This window comes from Numidum massiliense (assembly GCF_001375555.1).
Lineage (GTDB): Bacteria > Bacillota > Bacilli > Thermoactinomycetales > Novibacillaceae > Numidum > Numidum massiliense.
Genome location: NZ_CTDZ01000009.1, coordinates 2,020,721 through 2,041,555, shown reverse-complemented (window position 1 = coordinate 2,041,555; position 20,835 = coordinate 2,020,721). Strand labels below are relative to the sequence as shown.

Annotated in this window: 21 protein-coding genes; 12 read left to right on the top strand and 9 right to left on the bottom strand. The window is 50.8% G+C overall.

Annotation, left to right across the window (positions count from 1 at the left end; genetic code table 11):
• Positions 1-45: 45 nt before the first annotated feature.
• Positions 46-396, top strand: a complete 351-nt coding sequence (locus tag BN1247_RS09830) for a hypothetical protein (RefSeq protein ID WP_054950223.1) — start codon at positions 46-48, stop codon at positions 394-396.
• A gap of 43 nt (positions 397-439) precedes the next feature.
• On the opposite strand, the gene BN1247_RS09825 is transcribed toward BN1247_RS09830, so the two are convergent.
• Positions 440-835: a hypothetical protein gene (locus BN1247_RS09825; RefSeq protein WP_054950222.1), complete on the bottom strand. Its 396-nt coding sequence runs from the start codon at positions 833-835 to the stop codon at positions 440-442.
• A 90-nt stretch (positions 836-925) separates the two neighbouring features.
• On the opposite strand from BN1247_RS09825, the gene BN1247_RS09820 reads away from it, so the two are divergent.
• Complete coding sequence (locus BN1247_RS09820; RefSeq protein ID WP_054950221.1) at positions 926-2,071, top strand: S8 family peptidase; 1,146 nt, start codon at positions 926-928, stop codon at positions 2,069-2,071.
• 228 nt (positions 2,072-2,299) lie between these two features.
• Positions 2,300-4,270: a peptidoglycan D,D-transpeptidase FtsI family protein gene (locus BN1247_RS09815; RefSeq protein ID WP_054950220.1), complete on the top strand. Its 1,971-nt coding sequence runs from the start codon at positions 2,300-2,302 to the stop codon at positions 4,268-4,270.
• A gap of 119 nt (positions 4,271-4,389) precedes the next feature.
• On the opposite strand, the gene BN1247_RS09810 is transcribed toward BN1247_RS09815, so the two are convergent.
• Positions 4,390-4,563: a gamma-type small acid-soluble spore protein gene (locus BN1247_RS09810; RefSeq protein WP_054950219.1), complete on the bottom strand. Its 174-nt coding sequence runs from the start codon at positions 4,561-4,563 to the stop codon at positions 4,390-4,392.
• Positions 4,564-4,713: 150 nt separating this feature from the next.
• Here BN1247_RS09810 and BN1247_RS09805 point away from each other — a divergent pair, with 150 nt between their 5' ends.
• From BN1247_RS09805 to BN1247_RS09795, 3 genes are all read left to right on the top strand, one after another.
• A complete protein-coding gene (locus tag BN1247_RS09805; protein ID WP_054950218.1) occupies positions 4,714-5,517 on the top strand; it encodes a mechanosensitive ion channel family protein in 804 nt (267 codons plus the stop codon).
• A gap of 63 nt (positions 5,518-5,580) precedes the next feature.
• Positions 5,581-6,438: an archaetidylserine decarboxylase gene (gene asd, locus BN1247_RS09800; RefSeq protein WP_054950217.1), complete on the top strand. Its 858-nt coding sequence runs from the start codon at positions 5,581-5,583 to the stop codon at positions 6,436-6,438.
• Positions 6,439-6,447: 9 nt separating this feature from the next.
• A complete protein-coding gene (locus BN1247_RS09795; RefSeq protein ID WP_231633418.1) occupies positions 6,448-7,032 on the top strand; it encodes a rhomboid family intramembrane serine protease in 585 nt (194 codons plus the stop codon).
• A 195-nt stretch (positions 7,033-7,227) separates the two neighbouring features.
• On the opposite strand, the gene BN1247_RS09790 is transcribed toward BN1247_RS09795, so the two are convergent.
• Entirely contained in the window at positions 7,228-7,560 is a 333-nt protein-coding gene (locus BN1247_RS09790) for a DUF4870 domain-containing protein (protein WP_054950215.1), read from the bottom strand.
• Between the two features lie 446 nt (positions 7,561-8,006).
• On the opposite strand from BN1247_RS09790, the gene greA reads away from it, so the two are divergent.
• Positions 8,007-8,483, top strand: a complete 477-nt coding sequence (gene greA, locus BN1247_RS09785) for a transcription elongation factor GreA (protein ID WP_054950214.1) — start codon at positions 8,007-8,009, stop codon at positions 8,481-8,483.
• A gap of 106 nt (positions 8,484-8,589) precedes the next feature.
• Here greA and BN1247_RS09780 read toward each other — a convergent pair whose 3' ends face one another.
• Positions 8,590-9,048: a hypothetical protein gene (locus tag BN1247_RS09780; RefSeq protein WP_147675224.1), complete on the bottom strand. Its 459-nt coding sequence runs from the start codon at positions 9,046-9,048 to the stop codon at positions 8,590-8,592.
• A 59-nt stretch (positions 9,049-9,107) separates the two neighbouring features.
• Positions 9,108-10,586 (bottom strand): sigma-54 interaction domain-containing protein, encoded by a 1,479-nt coding sequence (locus BN1247_RS09775; RefSeq protein ID WP_147675223.1) that lies wholly within the window; start codon positions 10,584-10,586, stop codon positions 9,108-9,110.
• A 422-nt stretch (positions 10,587-11,008) separates the two neighbouring features.
• On the opposite strand from BN1247_RS09775, the gene pruA reads away from it, so the two are divergent.
• On the top strand, positions 11,009-12,556 hold the full coding sequence (pruA, locus tag BN1247_RS09770; protein ID WP_054950212.1) for an L-glutamate gamma-semialdehyde dehydrogenase: 1,548 nt from the start codon (positions 11,009-11,011) through the stop codon (positions 12,554-12,556).
• Between the two features lie 164 nt (positions 12,557-12,720).
• Entirely contained in the window at positions 12,721-13,917 is a 1,197-nt protein-coding gene (locus tag BN1247_RS09765) for an ornithine--oxo-acid transaminase (RefSeq protein WP_147675222.1), read from the top strand.
• Positions 13,918-13,919: 2 nt separating this feature from the next.
• Here the strand turns inward: BN1247_RS09765 and mnmH are convergent, their stop codons facing one another.
• Complete coding sequence (gene mnmH, locus BN1247_RS09760; protein WP_054951598.1) at positions 13,920-14,984, bottom strand: tRNA 2-selenouridine(34) synthase MnmH; 1,065 nt, start codon at positions 14,982-14,984, stop codon at positions 13,920-13,922.
• Between the two features lie 223 nt (positions 14,985-15,207).
• Positions 15,208-16,338 carry an iron-containing alcohol dehydrogenase gene (locus BN1247_RS09755; protein WP_054951597.1) on the bottom strand — a complete coding sequence of 377 codons (1,131 nt, stop codon included), beginning with the start codon at positions 16,336-16,338 and terminating at the stop codon, positions 15,208-15,210.
• A 355-nt stretch (positions 16,339-16,693) separates the two neighbouring features.
• Here BN1247_RS09755 and BN1247_RS09750 point away from each other — a divergent pair, with 355 nt between their 5' ends.
• The gene (locus BN1247_RS09750; protein ID WP_054950210.1) at positions 16,694-17,383 is read left to right on the top strand and encodes an RluA family pseudouridine synthase; all 690 of its coding nucleotides are present in this window, start codon (positions 16,694-16,696) and stop codon (positions 17,381-17,383) included.
• Between the two features lie 273 nt (positions 17,384-17,656).
• Here BN1247_RS09750 and pdxK read toward each other — a convergent pair whose 3' ends face one another.
• Positions 17,657-18,469: a pyridoxine/pyridoxal/pyridoxamine kinase gene (gene pdxK / locus BN1247_RS09745; protein WP_054950209.1), complete on the bottom strand. Its 813-nt coding sequence runs from the start codon at positions 18,467-18,469 to the stop codon at positions 17,657-17,659.
• Between the two features lie 187 nt (positions 18,470-18,656).
• On the opposite strand from pdxK, the gene BN1247_RS09740 reads away from it, so the two are divergent.
• Positions 18,657-18,977, top strand: coding sequence for a metal-sulfur cluster assembly factor (locus tag BN1247_RS09740; protein WP_054950208.1), 321 nt, complete (start codon positions 18,657-18,659; stop codon positions 18,975-18,977).
• 189 nt (positions 18,978-19,166) lie between these two features.
• The gene (locus BN1247_RS09735; RefSeq protein WP_054950207.1) at positions 19,167-19,745 is read left to right on the top strand and encodes a biotin transporter BioY; all 579 of its coding nucleotides are present in this window, start codon (positions 19,167-19,169) and stop codon (positions 19,743-19,745) included.
• A 167-nt stretch (positions 19,746-19,912) separates the two neighbouring features.
• On the opposite strand, the gene BN1247_RS09730 is transcribed toward BN1247_RS09735, so the two are convergent.
• Positions 19,913-20,473 (bottom strand): flavodoxin family protein, encoded by a 561-nt coding sequence (locus tag BN1247_RS09730; RefSeq protein WP_054950206.1) that lies wholly within the window; start codon positions 20,471-20,473, stop codon positions 19,913-19,915.
• Positions 20,474-20,835: the final 362 nt, after the last annotated feature.

Genomic DNA, 20,835 nt, shown 5'->3' with positions numbered 1-20,835 from the left:
TTGTATAGGTTCGTAACATAGTTAAAGGAAAAGGAGGTAAGTGACGTGGAAGGACGACCGTCGAAAAAGGACTTCGCCAACTTAATAAACTCTGTGTTAGGCCAAGACGTGATGACAGAGAAAAAATTAGACCGCATTTTATACGATGCCAAAAGGGCGAAGGAAACCCGCGGCACGGAAGGGTTGTTTAACTATTTGCGGCAAATTACGAATGCGCCTGTCAGTAACGAACAAATCAAAAGCATCGCAGATATGGTAAAAAACTCCGGGGGACCAGACAAAGCACTGGAAGCGTTAAAAAACCAAAAGATCATTAACGAAACGCAAGCGAGCCAAATCGACAAAACGTTGAACAAAGGGAGCAAAGTGACGAAAAAACGGCGCAAGCGGCGCTAACAAAAAAAGGGCTACCAGAACGTAGCCCAACTTTTTCCCTTAATTACCGACTTATTTTATCTAACAAGTATTGCACGACATTCGACCGGTATCGCGCATTGTCGGTCGATTCACCCCCATCGTCTGTCGCCGCTTCATTCAACTCATCTTGGTTATCGTGCATTTCTAAAGATGAAATGGCCGCAACGATATCTTTGAGCGCCTTCTTGTCGCGAATAGCTCGCGTGACGTTAAAGACTGCATTCATCCACGTTTCGACGTTTGCCACTGCAGAAGAAATTTCGCGGCATAAAATATGCACCTCTTCGATGCGATCCGCGACACTAATTTTTGATCGATTAGCTCTCGTGTCACTGCGTGGTGCGGTGACGCGCCTTGTGTGTCGTTGCCGGCGAGAACGGTATGTGCGATGTCTTCCTGATCCTCGCCTCGTCTGCATCGTGTGACACCTCCTGTCGATGATTACCGTTTAGAGTCGGTTTCAATATATTCGGGCAGAAATTAAATGGTGAAGAGGAGTGACCGCGCAATGTTTGCTTTCGGAAACTGGCTGCCGGGCGAGCCGTACGACGAAAGACCGCGCCATTTTTTCTCGCAGAAAGAGCAGTGCCGGCATATTTTTTATTTAAAGGACGATGACCGAATTCGTTGGAGTTTGCACAATATAAAACAATTCGGATGTCGCTCCTACCGTTACTTAAAACACATTGGAGCCATTGTGGGCGACTTCCCTCAAGAAAGGTGGGCGAGGCAATTTGCACGACGTCATCCAGGGTTTATTATTTCGGAGCCCGATATTGAAATAAAAATTGATGAACCGCTCAAAGGAAAAGTTGCGCAAACGTTGAAGCAAATTCCTTGGGGAATTGAGCGTATCAACGCTCCGCAAGCGTGGCGGCACTCAATGGGCAAAGGGGTGAAAGTGGCGGTGATCGACACCGGTGTCGCTTACGACCACGCTGCCATTGAACGCAATTACCGCGGTGGTGTGAACATCTTGTCGCCCCTGTTTTCCCCGTATGATTACAACGGCCACGGGACGCACGTCGCCGGGACGATCGCCGGCCGCAAAAATGCGAGCGGCGTGATCGGCGTTGCGCCACGCGCCCATTTGTACGCAGTAAAGGCGTTTAACCGCAAAGGTACAGCTAATTTGTCCGACTTACTCACAGCGATCAACTGGTGCATCGACAACCGCATGCAGGTGATTAATATGAGTTTCGGCATGGATAAAATGAGCGAGAGCCTTAAATACGCGATTCAAAAAGCGCGCAGCCGCGGCATCGTCATGGTGGCGGCCGCAGGCAACCAAGGGACGAAAGGGAAGTTGGACTTCCCAGCGCGTTATCCAGAAACGATCGCCGTGACGGCGACGGGTAAGAACAACCAACTGGCGGCGTTTAGTAACATTGGGCGCGAGGTGAGCTTGGCGGCTCCGGGTGACAAAGTCGTGTCGGCATGGAACAACGGCAGCACGCGAGAGTTGAGCGGCACGTCGATGGCCGTTCCTCACGTCGCGGGCACTGCCGCACTTTTGCTTGCCTTGCATCCGGAGCTTACCCCTGCGGACGTCGACGCGATCATGCAAGGGGGCAGTCGACCGATCGCCGGCATATCGAGCCGCAAAATGGGCATGATTGACGCCTACAGCTCAGTAAAAGCAGTCAGTGGCTGAGCTCGTATGTGTCTGCGTGAATCAGCAACTGCATGAGTCCGAAGTGAAGAAAAGTCACGCTTAACGAAACAGGCAAGATCGCCTACACGTGTGCGCGTCACATCGCCCTAAAAGGGTTCGATTGGTGAGATGGATCGAACCTTTTTTGCGTTTGTACCGTTATACTAAGGAGGACGACTTGTGATATGATGTAATAGGCACTTTACAAATTAAAAGGGCGACGTACAAATGATAGATAAAGAAAAAAAGTTACACATTAAACGAAAAAAAATGTTGTTCAATCGGCTGCACTTACTTTGGTTTTTCATTTTTATATTATTTACCGTGTTGTATTTGAATGTCGGTGCCGTGCAGCTCGTGAAAGGCGATCACTATTCGAAAATCGCGCGCGAGAACGACGTTAAGGAGATACCGATAACGGCACCGCGGGGTGTCATTTACGACCGTAAGGGGGAGCCACTCGTTTCGAACGAACCGATCTTTGCCGCGATGTATATCGAAACGGGCGAATCGGATGAAGAAAAGATCGCTATGGCGAAACGGTTGGCCAAACTGCTGAAGATGAAGCCGGAGAAAGTGATCGAAGCGATGGACGTCGGCATCGATATTAAGGGCAAGGCACGCGGCCGCATCCAACCGGCTTTTTCGCCGAAAAAAATTAAGGACTACCTTAAAGAGTCGCAAGTGGCGAAAATCCGCGAGCGCCCGCAAGATTACCCCGGCGTCAACGTCGTCATGGAGCCGTTGCGCCGTTACCGCAAAGATACCGTTGCGGTGCAAACGATCGGCTACGTCCGTCCGTTTGCCGGATCGCAATCGCTGACGAAATACGAAAAAATTAAGAAGAAGAACCCAAGTGCGTACTTAGATTGGGAGCAAGTCGGTAATGACGGCATCGAATTTTCCTATCAAGACTACTTGCGCGGCAAGCACGGGTCGACGAGTGTACGTGTCGATCACCTCGGGAAAATCATCGAAGAAGTGGACCACAAAAACCCGGAAATCGGCAACTCGCTCTATTTAAACATCGACGAACGGATCCAGCTAGAAGGCGAGAAGTTTATCGAAAAGCATTTGCGGGACAATCAATATCCACCGCAAACGGCATACGCCTCGGTCATGGATGTGAAAACGGGGAAAGTGCGCGCACTGATCAGTTACCCTGACTACGACCCGAACATATGGAATAAAGGGGTCTCCGATAAGCTCTACCGTAAAGAAATGCAGTATGTGATGAACAACGGGGCGATTGGACATGCGCCTCCAGACGTGCGCCGTGCAAGTGACCCGGAAAAGGAGATTTTTAACCATCCGTCGTCTATTTTGCCGATGGGGTCGACGTTTAAACCGATTACTATTTTTACGTTGATTAACGAAGGGGTGATTGGACCAAATACGGGGTGGTCGGATCCGCAATATTTCAAATATGCCAACGGGACGCCACCGATTACGAACGCTGGATTCGCTTCATTAGGCTTTCTTACCCCGAAAACAGCTCTGCAGAAGTCATCCAATACGTACATGGCGTGGGGCGCTAATAAACTGTACGGCAAAACGGGTGGCGAAAAAGGCGACAGTTTGCAGCGGTTAGGCAAATACGCACGCATATTTGGCTTGTTTACAGAGACGGGGATCGATTTACCTGGCGAGAGTAGCGGTGAAGAAGAGTATATGGCCGTTGCGAAGACGACGAGTGTACAAGGGGCGCTCATTCAAGCGTCGTTCGGACAGTACAACCGGGCTACAGCGATCCAACTGGCGCAATACGCGGCCACTGTCGCCAACCGCGGCAAACGGATGCAGCCCCAAGTGGTGGACAAAATCGTTAGCGCCGACGGCAAGGTCGTGAAGAAGCTAAAGCCGAAAGTGATGAGTGAAGCGAAGGACGTGAAGCCGGAGGCGTTTGATACGATCATTGCCGGGATGAAGTTAGTCGCTAATACCCCCGAAGGAACGGGAAGAGATTTAATGGTACTTTCTAAACCGGCAGCGGCGAAAACGGGGACGTCTGAGCAAATCGTCGGCGGTCGCATTGTTGAAAATGCGGTCATGCTCGCCTATTACCCGGCTGATGACCCGCAAGTCGCCGTCTCGGCGATTGTGCCGGAGGGCGGCTACGGTTCCCTAGGGGCCGGGCCGATCGTGCTTAAGTTAATTCAACTGTACGAAGAACAATTTATGCACAAGGGTAAGAAATAACGTGGGCGCATCTGATAGAGGAGATATATACATGCGACCCCTTTGTACGACTAGCGCAATGCAGAACGGTTGAAAGGGGCCCTTCGCTAGAAGAGGGGCCCCTCGTATTTTACGCACAGTTACTGTTGGTTTTGTTGCTTTTTCGATTCAGCCTGTTGATTTTGTTGCCGTACGTGTTGCGCATCCGTTTCGGAAGCAAATTCAGCATCGCTAGCGCCTTGTGAGGCTGCGCGGTTCTGTTGGCGAACCTTATTGGCATTTGTCTTCGCAGCACCTTTCGGTTGAAAAGCCACTTGGTATCACCTCCGTTGACGGTTATTGTAACCAAGTCTCATAAAATAACACCAAGTTTTTTTACTTTTTTATGGAAAGTATTGCCGATAAACTTTATGATAGTAGTAATGTACAATTTGCAGCAGTGAATAGGAGTTGATTTCGCGTCTATGTGGGGTTGGAATATCGCACAACTATCCTTTTGGCAACCGGTGATCGATTCCGTCATGATCGCCCTCGTCGCGCTCGTCGCAAACGTCGTCGCAAAAAAAGTCGCGACAGGCGCACTCGCCCGCGGCGCCCAAGTAAGCAACGGACAAGCCCACCGCTACAAAACATTGCAATCGCTGACGACGAGTGCGATCGGCTACACGATTTTCTTTATCGCCGTCGTCGCGATTCTCGACAAATTCGGCGTCGCGACGTCGGCAATTATCGCGAGTGTCGGCATCCTAGGCCTCGCGATCAGCTTTGGCGCCCAAGGGCTCGTCAGTGACATCGTCACCGGTTTTTTTGTGTTACTCGAGGACCAAGTGAACGTCGATGAATATGTGACCGTCGCCGGGGTGTCGGGCATTGTGGAAGAAGTCGGTTTGCGCTTACTGAAGGTACGGGACTTTAACGGCGATCTGCACTTCGTGCCAAACCGCAACGTCAGTACATTGACGAACCATTCGCGCGGCAATAGGCGCGCACTCGTCGACATGACGATTCCGTACAGTTACGATACGGATGAAGCAATTCGCGTCCTACAAGCGGCGTGCGACGACTTGAAGCAGCGGACTCCCGACATCGTCGAAGGGCCGGATGTCGTCGGCGTCGAGAGTGCCGAGGCGGATAAGACAGTATTACGCATCATTGCACGTACGAAAAACATGGCCCAGTGGGACGTGGAGCGCGAGCTGCGCAAACAGCTGCAAGCAGCGATCAAAGAGCTACAGCAGTCGTTTCCTGAAGATGGAGAGGCGACATAAGACACGCGGCGAGGATCACAATATGAATACATGGGAACGAATGATTGACGATGGTGTGATAAAATGAACGATAAATGTTGGCTTAAATTAATGCAGTGGTTACCGAAACGATGGGTGTCGCGTCAGTTCGGACGGCTAATGCGCCGCAAGTGGTCCAGGCGTCTCATACCACTGTACATTAAAATGTATCGCATCGATACGCGCGATGTAGTGAAAGACGTTTCGGAGTTTGACTCATTGCTCGATTTCTTTATTCGCCGCCTTCGTGCCGACGCACGTCCGATTGACACACATCCCGAGCGGATTGTCAGTCCGGTCGACGGGACGGTTGCTGAACGGGGGACGATTCGCGACAATCAATTGATCCAAGCTAAAGGGTATGCATACACGGTTGAACAATTGTTGGGGGGCGATGAGGCGCGAGCCGCCTCTTTTTACAACGGGTCTTTTATTACCCTTTATTTAAGTCCGCGCGACTACCACCGCATTCACGCGCCAATCGCCGCTGGCATCGAGGCGATGCGTTATATACCGGGCGAGCTGTATCCGGTAAACGAGCGGGGCATTCGGCTCGTGAGGCAGCTGTACGTACGCAATGAGCGGCTCATTTCATATTTACTGACGGACTGCGGCACAGTCGCGTTAGTAAAAGTCGGGGCGACAAACGTCGGAAGTATTAAAGTAGACTACGACCCGACGATCGGGACGAATGTGAAAGGCGCTCGTCCAGCGGAACGCCTGTACGAACCGGCAATCGCCGTGCACAAGGGCGAAGAACTCGGTCGTTTTGAATTCGGCTCTACCGTTATTCTGTTGTTTCCGCCGCAATGTGTAACGTTTTTACCAAGGATTAAAGCAGGGGAAGCTGTCCGCGTCGGAGAACCGATTGCCCACGTATTGTCCCTGAAGGAGGGGAAGTAATTGTTTCGAATGCCTGCGCCGACGTTTCGCGCCTTTCGCACACAATTTCCTGTCATCACAGTGATTTTAGGCATTAACGTGATCCTTTTTTTGGCGATGACCTTCAGTGGGGGATCGACGGAGACGGAAGTACTTACGCGCTTTGGGGCTAAAGTCGGTTTCCTCATTGACGACGGCCAATGGTGGCGGCTCATTACGCCGATTTTTCTCCACATCGGGGTTGAGCACTTGTTTTTTAACGGTTTTGCCTTGTATGTGTTTGGCCCTACGGTAGAATGGCTACTCGGTCACACGCGCTTCGCCCTGTTTTACGTCGTCGCTGGCATAGGTGGCAACGTGGCGAGCTATCTGTTTAATTGGTATTCGACTAGTGCCGGTGCGTCTGGGGCGATTTATGGCTTATTCGGTTTTTACATGTATTTGTACTTGCGCGTGCGGCGGTACGTCGACGGGGATTCGGGGAAAGGCATTCTCGTGTTAGTCGGGATTAACTTACTGATGAGTTTGAGTTCCGGCATTGATTTAGCGGCACACGTCGGTGGATTAGTGACCGGCTTTATTTTGACGCCGCTTCTCCTTCCGAGGCACCGTTAAAACATATGGGCACGTTAATCGCCTGTAAATTTTGACATAATTTTTGACATGATTGCCATGTTTGCCATGTTTGACGCGTTTGCCATCATGCTTGTTTGCGCATAAGTGGCGTCGCATAGGGATACCCTTCCCACGCGCAAGCGCTTTAGCACAACGGGTTGGGGGGCTCCGCGGAGGCTAGCACCGCGAGAACCATCAGGCAAACAACTGGTCGGTGACGTATGTCGCCACCGGATACGTGTACGGTTTTCCTTTAAGTGAAAGCACAATGGCGTATATCGTGGACACGCAGTAGACGAGGGAGAAGAAGACGATTAACAAATAACCGACGAGGATGATCGCCAAGAAGGCAGAAATTGTTAAGGCAATGAGGCACGAAATTTGGAACACGACCGCTTCTTGCGCGTGGCGGCGGACAAACGCCGATTTTCTTCCGAACAACAACGTGAGGAGTGGCCCGACGATTGGCACTAGGTGACAGAGGGCGGCGAGTAGTTTTTCCCATGTAGCATACGGACGAGATTCCATGCATATTCTCCTTTACGTGTATCGTGCGCATCGCAGGCATACGGTCCGTACATCCGCTGCCCGCTTATTTAGTATACCGGAAAGGTCGGCTAACGCAAGTATTTGTGCGACTAAACTATTGGACATCGCGCGACTGTGTGCTACAATATGTCGAAGAACTGCACGTAAGTAATGAAAAGTAAAATGGAATACATTCAAAAAAGTGTTGAAATTAGCCGCCAGTGGCTACTAACGCTGCATGTTTCCAATGATTTTTTGTGTAATCACTTAAATTGTTCACAAAATGTTTTTTAAAAAATGCTTGCAAATTTGTGCGAGATGCGGCAGAATCGATAAATCGAGGTAAGTTATGAAATCCGCTTTTTTAGGGAAGATTTAAGGGACGTGTAGTTCTTTCACAACAATTAATGAAATGACGGGTAAATGATACATAAGGAGAGGTTGTTATGGTAGATAAAAAAGAAGTACTGCTAACGGAAGCAGGGTTAGCCAAGATTAACGATGAGTTGGATGAGCTGAAGACGGTTAAGCGCCAAGAGGTAGCGATTAGGTTGAAAGAAGCAATCGCACAAGGCGATCTTAGCGAGAACTCCGAATACGATGCGGCGAAGGAAGAGCAGGCGTTTATCGAATCGCGCATCAACACGTTGGAGAACGTGCTCCGCAATGCGAAGATCATTACTCAAGACGAACAGGATAAAAACATTGTCGGTGTGGGCGCGAAAGTAAAAATTCAAGAAGTGCCGCAAGGTGACACCGAAGAATACACGATTGTCGGGAGTGCGGAGTCAGATCCGTTCGACGGAAAAATCTCGAATGAATCGCCGATCGGTGCCGAGTTAATCGGCAAACAGATTGGCGATGTTGTGACTGTACCTGCACCGGGCGGCACGATCCAGTTTAAAATTTTGGAGATCAGTTGACACGAAAAACTGCATAATAAGTAAGCAAAAAAACCGCAGCATGCGAAACGTATGATAACACGTGACGCGTGCTGCGGTAACTGTTATGCAAGGGGGCTCACATCATTCACCGATAGTCGCGTAACAACATCGTCAGCGGGTGCGACATGTCGTATTCGAGCCACTGTCCTTGCGGGTTTTTCAGTAACATTTGCGGTTTTTGCCACGTGCTGTCGGGTAAGGTAACAATCATTTGCTTAAAAGCAAACGGGACCGGTGAATCGTCTAGTACGACCGTACGTTCAAAGTTGAACAGCAAATAGCGCGGGGGAAGCTGGCGGTAACTCGACACTTTCATCGTTTTGACGGAGCGTAGCACTTTCGACAGCTCATATTGCGTCCACTGCGACGGCTGTAATTTTGTTTGTACGTTATCATCAAATTTGTAGACGTCAATTTTTCCTGTGACGACGTCTGCCTTTAGCCACTGATCCGGTTTAAAACCTAACAGGATGGCGACGATCGCTACGGCGAACACGAGATGGATGCGGTAATCCCATTTGTGCAACGTCCTCAATGTAGTCACATCCTTTACACCCCCAGTTTTCCCCTTTCGTTCGGTTCATATGCTTTTAGTTATCGTATTCAGTTAATATTATATTTGCGCAGGCGGTATTGTAGACTTTGCCGGCTAATGCCGAGTTCTTTCGCTGCCCGTGTCACATTGAAGTCGCACCGCGCAAGTGTTTCGCGCAAGTAATTCGTCTCCACGCGCGCGAGACGCTCTTGTAACGTTTCTGGCTCCTTTTCCCGCACGTTTGCGAGCTCCCGTAGATGCCCGCGCGGGCGTTGACGTACAGCATGCGCGGGATTGGGCGAAGACGACGGCTCCAGCCGCATGCGCGATTTATGCGCAAAATGAGGTGGCAGGTGTGACAGCGTCAGCGTATCTTCCGTGACTATTAAGTTCATCGCCCCTTCGATGACGTGTTCGAGTTCGCGCACATTGCCCGGCCAGTCATACGCATAAAACAAGTTGAGCACGTCGTCACTTACACGGGCGACGTCCATCTGGAATAAGTCGTTGTACTTCGCAATAAAATGATGGACTAAGTCTACGATGTCTTCCTTTCGCTCGCGCAGCGGGGGGATAAACAAGGTGACGACGCTGAGCCGGTAATACAAATCTTTGCGCAAGCGCGCGTGATTAATTGCTTCGATCGGATCTTCGTTGATCGTCGCCAAAAAGCGTACATCGATCAATTGATCGCGGGTGCCCCCGATGCGGCGTACACTTTTTTCTTGCAGGACGCGTAACAACTTGGCCTGCAAATTCGGATTGAGCGCGTTAATTTCATCGAGCAGCAAGCTGCCACCTTCTGCTTGCTCAAACAACCCTTGACGCTCCGTCGAACCCGTAAAGGCGCCGCGCTTCGTCCCGAATAAAATTCCTTCCACGAGGTGTTCCGGCAAAGCGGCGCAGTTTTGGGAAACGAAAGGTGCTGAGGCGCGGTTACTGTAGTTGTGAATGCTTTGCGCAAACATTTCCTTCCCCGTGCCCGTTTCACCGACGATGAGCACCGACGAGTTTGTCCGCGTCGCTCGCTGAGCGACGTCGACGACTTCGCGGATCGCCGCGCTATGCCCGATAATGCTGTTAAACGTGTAACGCGTATTTCCCCGCGCGCGGTTTTCCCGCATTAACCGCTCGATTTTCGTTACGTCGCGCGCAATTTCGATCGCGCCGACGATGTTTCCGTCTTCATAAATCGGATGCGTATTGTTAACGGTCGTGATTTCCTTCCCGCGGTTGTTGAAATACGTCTGTTTCGTGTGACTTGTCACTTTGCCGTGTTTGAGCGCTTGCATGAGCGTGCTGTCTTGTTGCTCCGTAAACATAAACACGTCGTGGACGCGTTTGTCGAGTACATCTTCCCGTTCCATCGCTTCAATGTGCATCATTTTTTTATTGTAAATGATCGTTTTACCGTTGTTGTCGATGACGTGGATCCCGACGTCGATTTCGTCGAGTAAATTTTTGTATATGCGGAACAACCGCTCAAGTTGAAGGCGATCGACCGCTGACAGTTGGTCGTTCGCGAGTGATAGATGATGAATGGCCATAAGCGTCGTTGCTCCTTTCTAAGTTGCGTATTTGGGAGGGAGATGTTACGTTGTAAGGTAGCGGGCTTAAAGTCTGCCTCACGTCTACGTATGGCCGTTTACGACGCCCTGTGCATCGCTACCGTACATGGCATGACATATACGGCATCGCCTCAAGGTGATGCATTCATTATAAGGTGAACGCTTGCAAAGGTGCAAACTCATTTTGCGTTTAACTGCAAACGTATCATGCAGAGGCGGAAATTTTTGCAGTCGTGGGGGGCGGTCGCACCTTACCGCCAACGGGTTTAAACGAGCGAAATTGTTTGTCTAGCGCCGTTTTGTCTCCTACCTACAACGTTCGAGAGTAGTTGGCACGTATTTTGCAATTAGACTTGATGAATGCTAAACCTTGGATACATATAAGTTGTGGAGGGATATGAATGGTATCTGTATACAAACACGAACCTTTTACCGATTTTTCCGATGTGAACAATCGCGAAGCGTTTCAAGCGGCACTAACTAAAGTTGAGGCAGCCCTCGGCGGGAAGTATGACCTCGTCGTCGGAGGGGAGCGCATCGAAACGGAAGAGAAAATCGTTTCGACTAACCCGGCTAATCGCGAAGAAGTGATCGGCACTGTGTCGAAAGCAACCCGCGACATTGCGGAAAAAGCGATCAACGCCGCCGATGAAGCGTTTGCCGAGTGGCGTAAGTGGGACCCTGCAGCGCGCGCAGGCATCCTCTTCCGCGCGGCGGCGATCGTCAGACGGCGCAAACACGAGTTTTCTGCTTACTTAGTGAAAGAAGCGGGCAAACCGTGGAAAGAGGCGGATGCCGATACAGCGGAAGCGATCGACTTTATGGAATATTACGCCCGGCAAATGCTCGCCATCGCCGAAGGCAAGCCAGTGAACAGTCGCGTGGGGGAACACAACGAGTACTTTTATACGCCGATGGGTGTAACAGTCGTCATCTCCCCGTGGAACTTCGCCTTTGCGATTATGTGTGGGACGACGGTCGCGCCGCTTGTGACCGGTAACACGGTCGTCTTAAAACCAGCGAGCGCGACCCCGGTCGTCGCCGCTAAGTTTGTGGAAGTACTAGAAGAAGCGGGTCTCCCGAAAGGAGTCGTCAACTACGTACCCGGCAGTGGGGCCGAAGTAGGGGACTTCCTCGTCGACCACCCGAAAACGAAGCTCATTACGTTTACTGGGTCGCGCGACGTCGGTGTACGTATTTACGAACGGGCGGCAAAAGTACACCCGGGACAATTCCACTTGAAGCGCGTCATCGCCGAGATGGGCGGTAAAGATACGGTTATCGTAGAGAAAGACGCCGACCTCGACGTCGCGGCCGAAGCGATTGTCGTGTCTGCCTTCGGTTTTTCCGGGCAAAAATGTTCAGCCGGCTCGCGCGCGGTCGTCCACGCCGACGTGTACGACGAATTACTCGGCAAAGTAGAAGCACTCGTGAAGCAGCTGACGGTCGGCGACCCCGTAACGTATGACAACTACATGGGACCAGTCATCGACCGCGCCGCTTTCGACAAAATTACGGGCTACATTGAAATCGGCAAAGGAGAAGGGCGTCTCGTCGTCGGTGGGAACAGCGACGACTCGAAAGGGTACTTTATCGAACCGACCGTGTTCGCCGATGTCAGCCCGGATGCGCGCATCATGCAAGAAGAAATTTTCGGTCCGGTACTCGCAATCGCTAAGGCGAACAATTTTGACGAAGCCCTCGACATAGCGAACAATACCGAGTACGGATTGACTGGCGCCGTCATTACGAACAACCGCGAATACATCGAACGGGCGAAACGCGATTTCCACGTCGGCAACTTGTACTTTAACCGCAACTGCACGGGGGCGATCGTCGGTTACCAACCGTTCGGCGGCTTCAAAATGTCGGGAACGGACTCGAAAGCGGGCGGACCAGATTACCTCCTTTTGCACATGCAAGGTAAGACCGTATCGGAGATGCTTTAAAGCTCGATGTTCTGATGCTGCCACCTGCGAGCAATGGGATAGCGGTTGCGCGTTAAGCGCAACGTATAGCGAATGAAGCGAAAAAAAGCGACGAATCCTCTTAGGGCACTGTCCACATGCGTGTGGACGGTGCTCTAGGTTAAATACGGAAAGGGGGAGCTGTCTTGGCTGACACACGTGCAATTATTGAACAGACGGAAAAATACGGGGCGCAAAACTACTTACCGCTGCCGATCGTCATTTCCGAAGCCGACGGGGTATGGGTGAAAGATCCGGAAGGCAATACGTACATCGATATGTTAAGTGCGTACTCCGCGGTGAACCAAGGACACCGTCACCCGAAAATTATTGAGGCGTTAGTCGAGCAAGCAGGGCGCGTGACCCTTACCTCGCGCGCGTTCCACAACGACCAATTGGGAAAGTTTTACGAGAAGGTCTCGCAGTTAACGGGCAAAAACATGGTGCTGCCGATGAACACGGGTGCGGAAGCGGTAGAGACGGCGTTTAAAGCGGCGCGCCGCTGGGCGTACGATGTAAAAGGTGTTCCGGACGGCGAAGCAGTCGTCATTGCTTGTGAAGGAAACTTCCACGGGCGCACGATGACGGCCGTGTCACTGTCGTCAGAGGCGGAATACAAGCGCGGCTTCGGACCGATGCTTCCGGGCATTAAGCTCATTCCGTACGGGGACATAGAAGCACTTAAAGCAGCGATTACACCCCACACAGCCGCTTTCTTGTTAGAGCCGATTCAAGGAGAAGCAGGCATCGTCATCCCGCCGGAAGGGTTTTTAAAGGAAGCTTACGACCTGTGTAAGGAACAAAACGTGCTTTTCATCGCCGATGAAATTCAAGCAGGCCTCGGTCGTTCGGGCAAAATGTTCGCCTGTGACTGGGAAGGTGTCGTCCCGGATATGTACATTTTAGGTAAGGCACTCGGCGGCGGCGTATTCCCGATCTCGGCTGTTGCGGCGAACGACGATATTTTAGGCGTGTTTAATCCGGGCTCGCACGGATCGACGTTCGGCGGCAATCCGCTCGCCTGTGCCGTTTCCGTTGCGGCGTTAGAAGTGATCGAGGAGGAGAACTTAGTCGCGCGCTCGCTCGATCTCGGCGACTACTTCCAACGACAATTGCGGGCGATTGACAATCCGCTCATTAAAGAAGTCCGCGGCAAAGGCTTGTTCATTGGGGTCGAGTTATACGAACCGGCGCGCGCGTACTGTGAGGCGTTGAAAGAGGAAGGGCTGTTATGCAAGGAGACGCACGAAAACGTGATTCGCTTTGCACCGCCGCTTATTATTTCAAAAGCGGACCTCGATTGGGCGATCGATAAGATCCGTCACGTGTTGGCAGTAAAGTAGTGTCACGTGCCGTGCGCGGATTGTGTAGCTGTGATTTCCCGGGCGGCCTCGTGACACGCGGTAGTCGCTGCTTCCAAGTCAGTCGAATCGATGCGGCGGTACATCGTGTCGTACTGTTTAAACGTATGGGCGTAGCGCGGGTCGTAATAGTTCGTGAGCAACAGTTGGACGACCGCTTCATAGTCGGCGGCAGTGACTGCTTCGTGCAGCGTCTGGCGGACATCCGGCGCTAACCGCTTCTCGATGCGGGAGATCGCTTCTCGCACGTCTTGCTGAAACGCCGCTTCGTTCGTCCCTTGTGGGTGGTACGTCGCGACGATGCGCGCGACGCGCACGGAGAGTGGGGCTTCTAAGTATACCTGTACACCGTGCAGTTTTGCGTCCATGAGAAAATCAGGGACGAGGACGCGCCCAATCCGTTTACTTTCTCCTTCAATAAAAACGTATGGTCGATCGTTAATCTGCTTGATTGTTTCCCATAAAAGGGCGTCGAACTGTTTTTGATTACGCGGCTCGATTTCGCCCAAGCTACCGAAGGCGGAACCGCGGTGGCCGGCGAGTTGTTCTAAATCGATCACGGCTTCTCCTCGCGCAGCGAGACGTGCTAGTACATCTGTCTTTCCGACACCGGTTAGCCCGTTGAGGACAATCAACGGCATTTTCAGCTGGGCCGACGCTAGCCGTTCGACGACGTAGTTGCGGTAGGCGCGGTAACCGCCCGTTAAACGGTACACTGGCGTTCCGGCGAGATCGACGAACGTCGCCATCGCCTCACTGCGTTTACCGCCGCGCCAGCAAAAAATGAGCGGAGCTTGTCCACCAGAGAGTTCGCAGTCAATACAGCGAACGAAGTGTGGAATCTTCGGCGACACGAGATCCATCGCTAACCGGGTCGCTTCTGCACGGCCAACCTGCTTATACGTCGTGCCGACGCGAGCGCGTTCTTCATCGTCCAATAACGGAACGTTGATTGCCCCGGGTATACTTCCTTGTGCAAATTCACCGGGCGAACGCACGTCGATGAAGCGCACGGCTTGGCGCCGTTGTTCTGCTTCTACTACTGTCATTTCGTTAAACAAGGGACACACCTCGATAAAATAAGGTTTGCTCTCCTAAAAAGTATATCTAATGGGAACAGGGTAAAACAAGTGATGCAGGTTATAATGCCAATTCCTAATAAAAAAAGGACGGGGGGAACATCCCGTCCTTTTCAAATCTGTTCCATATGAACGCGTTCCTTTTCCACCGATCAAAGAACGATCGGAGTGTTATTTAAAGGCGTGCCAAGTGTTACATCGCCTCGCGGATGATTTGTGCCACTTGTTCGAGCGTCGCCTTACGCGGGTTTGTTAACGCTGTGGCGTCGTTCATGGCGTTTTTGGCCAACGTCTCGATGTCTTCTTCTTTTGCACCCATTTGTTTGAATCCTGCAGGGATGTTTAAGTCAACTGCGAGACGTTCGATGGCCGTAATCGCCTTTTCTGCGGCCTCGCGCGTGCTCAGTCCAGCGACGTTTTCTCCGAGGGCGGCGGCGATATCGGCAAAGCGATCCGCGCGCGCAACGAGGTTGAAGCGGCAGACGTGCGGCAATAAGATGGCGTTACACACCCCGTGCGGGAAGTTGTAAAAACCGCCGAATTGGTGGGCGATCGCGTGGACGTAACCGAGTGAGGCGTTGTTGAATGCCATCCCCGCTAAAAACTGAGCGTAAACCATTTGTTCGCGCGCTTCGATGTCTTCCCCGTTGGCAACGGCCCGCGGTAAGTAAGTAGGTATAATTTGCATCGCTTTAATCGCACAAGCGTCCGTGATTGGCGTAGCAGCTGTAGAGACGTAAGCTTCAACCGCGTGGGTTAAGGCGTCGAGCCCGGTAGCCGCTGTAAGCCCTGGCGGCATTTTGACCATTAAATCAGCATCGTTAATCGACAGCATCGGAGTGACGTGTTTGTCGACAATGGCCATTTTAATTTTGCGGCTCGTGTCGGTAATGATGGTGAACTTCGTCATTTCACTTGCCGTACCGGCGGTCGTGTTAATCGCTACTAATGGCACCATCGGTTTTTCCGAGCGATCGACACCTTCGTAGTCGTGGATGGAACCGCCGTTTGCTGCGACTAAGCCGATTGCTTTCGCCGCATCGTGCGAACTACCGCCGCCGACAGAAACGATGGAGTCGCAGTTTTCTCCGCGATAAGCAGCTAACCCTTCTTCCACGTTCTTGTCCGTAGGGTTTGGCTCCGCTTTCGGGAAGATCGATACTTCGAGGCCAGCATTTTTAATAATGTTGGCTATATTTTCCGCTACACCTAATTTAAACAGTCCCTCGTCGGTGACGATGAGCGTTTTTTTACATCCTAAATTTTTTAACCGCTCACCTGCTTCGTTGACGCTTCCGCGACCAAAGATGTTAACCGACGGCATTTGGAAATCGCTGCGAGATTGTGTCAATTGGTTCGTCTCCTTTGTAGATTGGTCATGATGTCGTTATGATACATTGTGTCACGAGCGCAATCTTTTAATCGGATCGTGGCAAAAATGTTCAATGTTCGCTGTCATCATGAATGAAGTATACGTTTACAGTATAAGTGATTTTGGGCAAAAGATTAGGATATAATTTTTAACATTATACGACAATTATATGAACATATTTAGAATGTAGCGCCTATTTCGTTAATTTCGACGACGATTTCTTTGTCATTCCCCTCGTCGTTGCATACCTTTCATTTTATACGGTACAATCGAAGCATGAACGTTGTTGAAGGAGCTCTAGTATTGCATGCAAATCCGTATTTTTTTTGAAGACAATCATCTACTCGTCGTAGAAAAACCGGTTAACGTGCCCGTACAACGAGATCGCTCAAGGGATGACGATTTACTGACCGTTTTGAAAAACGATTTAAAAATTCGCTATGAGAAGCCGGGGAATGTGTTTCTCGCGCTCGTCCACCGTCTCGATCGCCCTGTCGGCGGCGTTATCGTGTTCGCTAAAACATCGAAGGCTGCTTCCCGCCTGTCAGATGCGCTGCGCAGAAGGGCGCTTGAACGGAAGTATTTGGCCGTCGTACACGGAACGCCCCCTGAGAAACAAGCGGTACTAGAGCACTATCTCGTCAAAAATCAGCGGGAAAATAAAGTGTTTACCGTGTCACCATCTCACAAAAAAGCGAAAAAAGCGGTACTCGCTTACGAAACAATTGGGCAAAGGGACAACTTTAGTCTATTGTCCATTCAGCTTCACACAGGACGCTCCCATCAAATACGCGTGCAGCTTGCCGCCTGTGGCTGTCCGTTGTACGGCGATCAAAAATATGGACAAGGGGTGAACCGACCCGGCCAGCAGTTGGCACTGTGGGCCCATTCCCTGCAATTTGCCCACCCGACGAAAAAGGACGTCGTGAAGGTAGAATCACTTCCGCCACGGGAAGAACCGTGGGTGCGGTGGCCGACGCTGCACGACAACGACTGAGACTATAACGGTTTGCTATCGAGAGTCCACGGTGACGAGACGCTGACGCTGTTTGGTTACCGCTCATATTGTCGGCACTTACTGTACAAATTGTTTATTTTCTAACGAACGTAACCATAAAAACGAGGTAGAGCATATTCTACCTCGTTAGCCGATCGCTTGATAGGAAAGGCATTTGCTTAAGTGTAGCCCTCAGATCGAAGGATGTGTTGCCTGGAGCTTTTTACTTTTTTAAGTAAGAGTCACGGCAGGGATGGTGTCAGTTAATCCGGACTACTGTTCCCCGTGTGTCCGATAGGCGAAGCGGTTGACGGCACCGACGTACTGATTCAATTTGAACGAATGGCGAATCGCTTGCGTAATGAATTGTTTCGCCGTTTTTACTGCTTCTTTCACCGTACGCCCTTTAGCCAGCTCGGCGGTAATCGCTGCGGCAGTTGTGCAGCCAGCGCCGTGGGTGTACGTCGTATCGAGCTTCTCGGTCTCCAGCCATTCGAAGTCGTTGCCGTCGTACAGCAGGTCGACCGCGTCAAGCTTGCTACCGCCCTTAATGAACACGTTTTTGGCGCCGAGGGCGTGAATGGCAACTGCCGCTTCCTTCATCTGTTCACGCGACGTGATCGGCGGCATTTGACTCAATTTGGCTGCTTCAAACAAGTTCGGCGTGACGATCGTCGCTTTCGGAACGAGAATTTCCCGCAAGCTTTTTGTGTTTTCAGGCTGTAGCTCTTCGCTGTCGTCCGTACCTTTACATACCATCACCGGATCGATGACGACGTTTTTTAACCCGTGCGCCTCAATCGCCTCCGCGGCAAGCTCGATGATGGCTGGCGAGCCGAGCATGCCCGTTTTTACAGCGTCGACGCCAACCCCCGTGACGCTCGTCTTTAGTTGCTGTTTCACGATTTCTATATCAATCGGGTATACGTGGTGAAACCAATAGTTGTCTGGATCCATGGCGACAATCGTCGTCAGTGCTGTTAACCCGTAAACGCCGAGTTCTTGAAAAGCTTCCAAATCGGCTTGGATCCCTGCGCCACCGCTGCTGTCTGAGCCAGCGATTGTCAATGCTTTGTACATCTTCATGTCAGTCCCTTCAGCAATTACGAAAAGTGGTCTGACGCCTATTTTATTATAATTTGTTTGACAGTGTAAAGTATGTTACGTTAATAGGGCGATCGGAGTAACGATTAGGGCTTCTAATAAAAAAGCCGACAACTGGTCATACGATAAGTAAATAGTCGTGTGTAAACGCACAAAGGGGAGTGAAAAAATGGAACAACAGAAAAAAGATGACATAAAAGAAGAAGTGGAAGCGCGCTTGTACGAGGTTGACGATCCGGAGCTAGGGATTAACATTGTCGACTTAGGACTCGTTTACGGTATCGACGTGTCAGACGAAGGAAAAGTGACGGTGACGATGACGTTAACGGCGATGGGCTGTCCACTCGCTGGGATGATCAACCAAATGGTTGAAGCGGCGGTGAGCGACGTGGAAGGCGTAAAAGAGGTCGAGGTGAACATCGTCTGGAATCCGCCGTGGACGAAAGAGCGCATGTCGCGCATGGCTCGCATGGCATTAGGGATCCGCTAAAGAGAGCACGCAGTCACGTTTCGCTACAACTCACACGATGATGGATATGGACAAATTTTAAGCAACGCGTATTGACAACTGGCGTTGCTTCTTTTACACTTTTATTGTCAACCTAAATGTAATAAATGGTTGACAATAGGTTTACATACGGTCGACGACAGGACGACGATCAGTAGAGGAGGATTCTTAATGGGTTCAAGACGATTGCGTATGCAGGTTTTGGCAGCACTTTTTGCAGGTATTACGGCGGTATTTGCACAAATAACGATCCCGCTTCCATTTTCGCCGGTACCGTTAACTGGACAGACCTTGGCGGTCCTTTTGGCGGCGACAGTGCTTGGACCGTTTTATGGTATGTTATCGATGGTCATCTACGTGTTACTCGGGGCGGTCGGCGTGCGCGTGTTCGCGGGATTTGGCGGCGGTTTTCAAACGTTGATCGGTCCGTCGGGCGGTTATATTTTCGGTTTTATTATCGCAGCTTTCGTTGCGGGATGGCTGATGCAACGGCGGGACAATCTAGGTATTGTGTGGGCGGTCTTCGCCAATGCAATCGGTTCGATCGTTATTTATGCTGTCGGGATCGTACAGCTTAAGCTTGTCACTGGCATGGGTTGGACTGAAGCGGCGCTGGCAGGGGTTGTTCCATTCATCGGGACCGATATTTTGAAAGTCGTTATGGCTTCATTTATCGGCGTTGCCGTCAGGCGTCGCTTGCACAACTTAGGATTACTGACGGTGACAGGTGGAAAGCAGGAAGCGGCGTAATGTTAGACTGACATGATCTTGGCTTGTAAATCCATCCATTAATGGGTTTGCGTATTTTTTCACAGAAAAGAAGGCTATCCGAATCGATCAAGATAGCCTCTTAACTCCTTTATTGTGAGGGTGTATAATCTTCATTTTTTGCTGCATCTGTTTCGACAGATTCATTCCTATAAAGGCGTTTCCAACAGCGCTCGCAAGGTATGATTAAGCTGCTCGGCGGCAAACAGTGCCTTCGCATCTTTGTAAATGTCGCCCGGTTTGTTTCCTTCTCCGATTATATAGCCAGCGAATGAAAGCCCGATAAAGTCGAAAATATAGCGAAACTGCTGAATCAACGGCAAGCCTTTAATGGATGGTTCGTCGCCGCCGACGGCAATGACGTACGTTTTTTTTGCCTGCATGCTATTTTTAAAGTCGGGATACTTCGTATCTCGCAATGTGTGTGACCAGCGATCGATAAAGGTCTTCATCGTCCCCGACATACTGTACCAATAGATCGGGGTTGCAAAGATGAGGATGTCGTGGGGCAAGATGCGGTCGATGATGCTGTTATACTCATCGTTCACATCTTGAAAGCCACCTGCGGCATGACGTTCGTCTACAATCGGTTGAATCGCGTAATCTCGTAAATATATTTTTTCCACAGTTAATTTTTGTACCGCACGTTCGGTTAGCGTTTCGGTATTGCCATTTTCACGGCTGCCGCCGTAAATGACTGCAAGAGACACGATGCATCTACTCCTTCACCATACTGTACTTTACTTACCTAAAGTTTACTTACCTGCAGTTTACTTACTAGTACCTTGCTTAACCTGTGCCGTTCTTACCTGTACGTTTACTTCCCTGTACCCTTACCGGCATGTACTTACTTCCCTGTACTCTTACCGGCATGTACCATACTTCCCTGTACCCTGACCGACATGTCTCTTACTTTCCTGTACTCTTACCGGCATGTACTTACTTCCCTGTACTCTTACCAGCATGTACCTTGCTTCCCTGTACCCTGACCGGCATGTACCTTACTTCCCCGTACCCTGACCGACATGTCCCTTACTTACCTGTACTCTTACCGACATGTACCTTGCTTCCC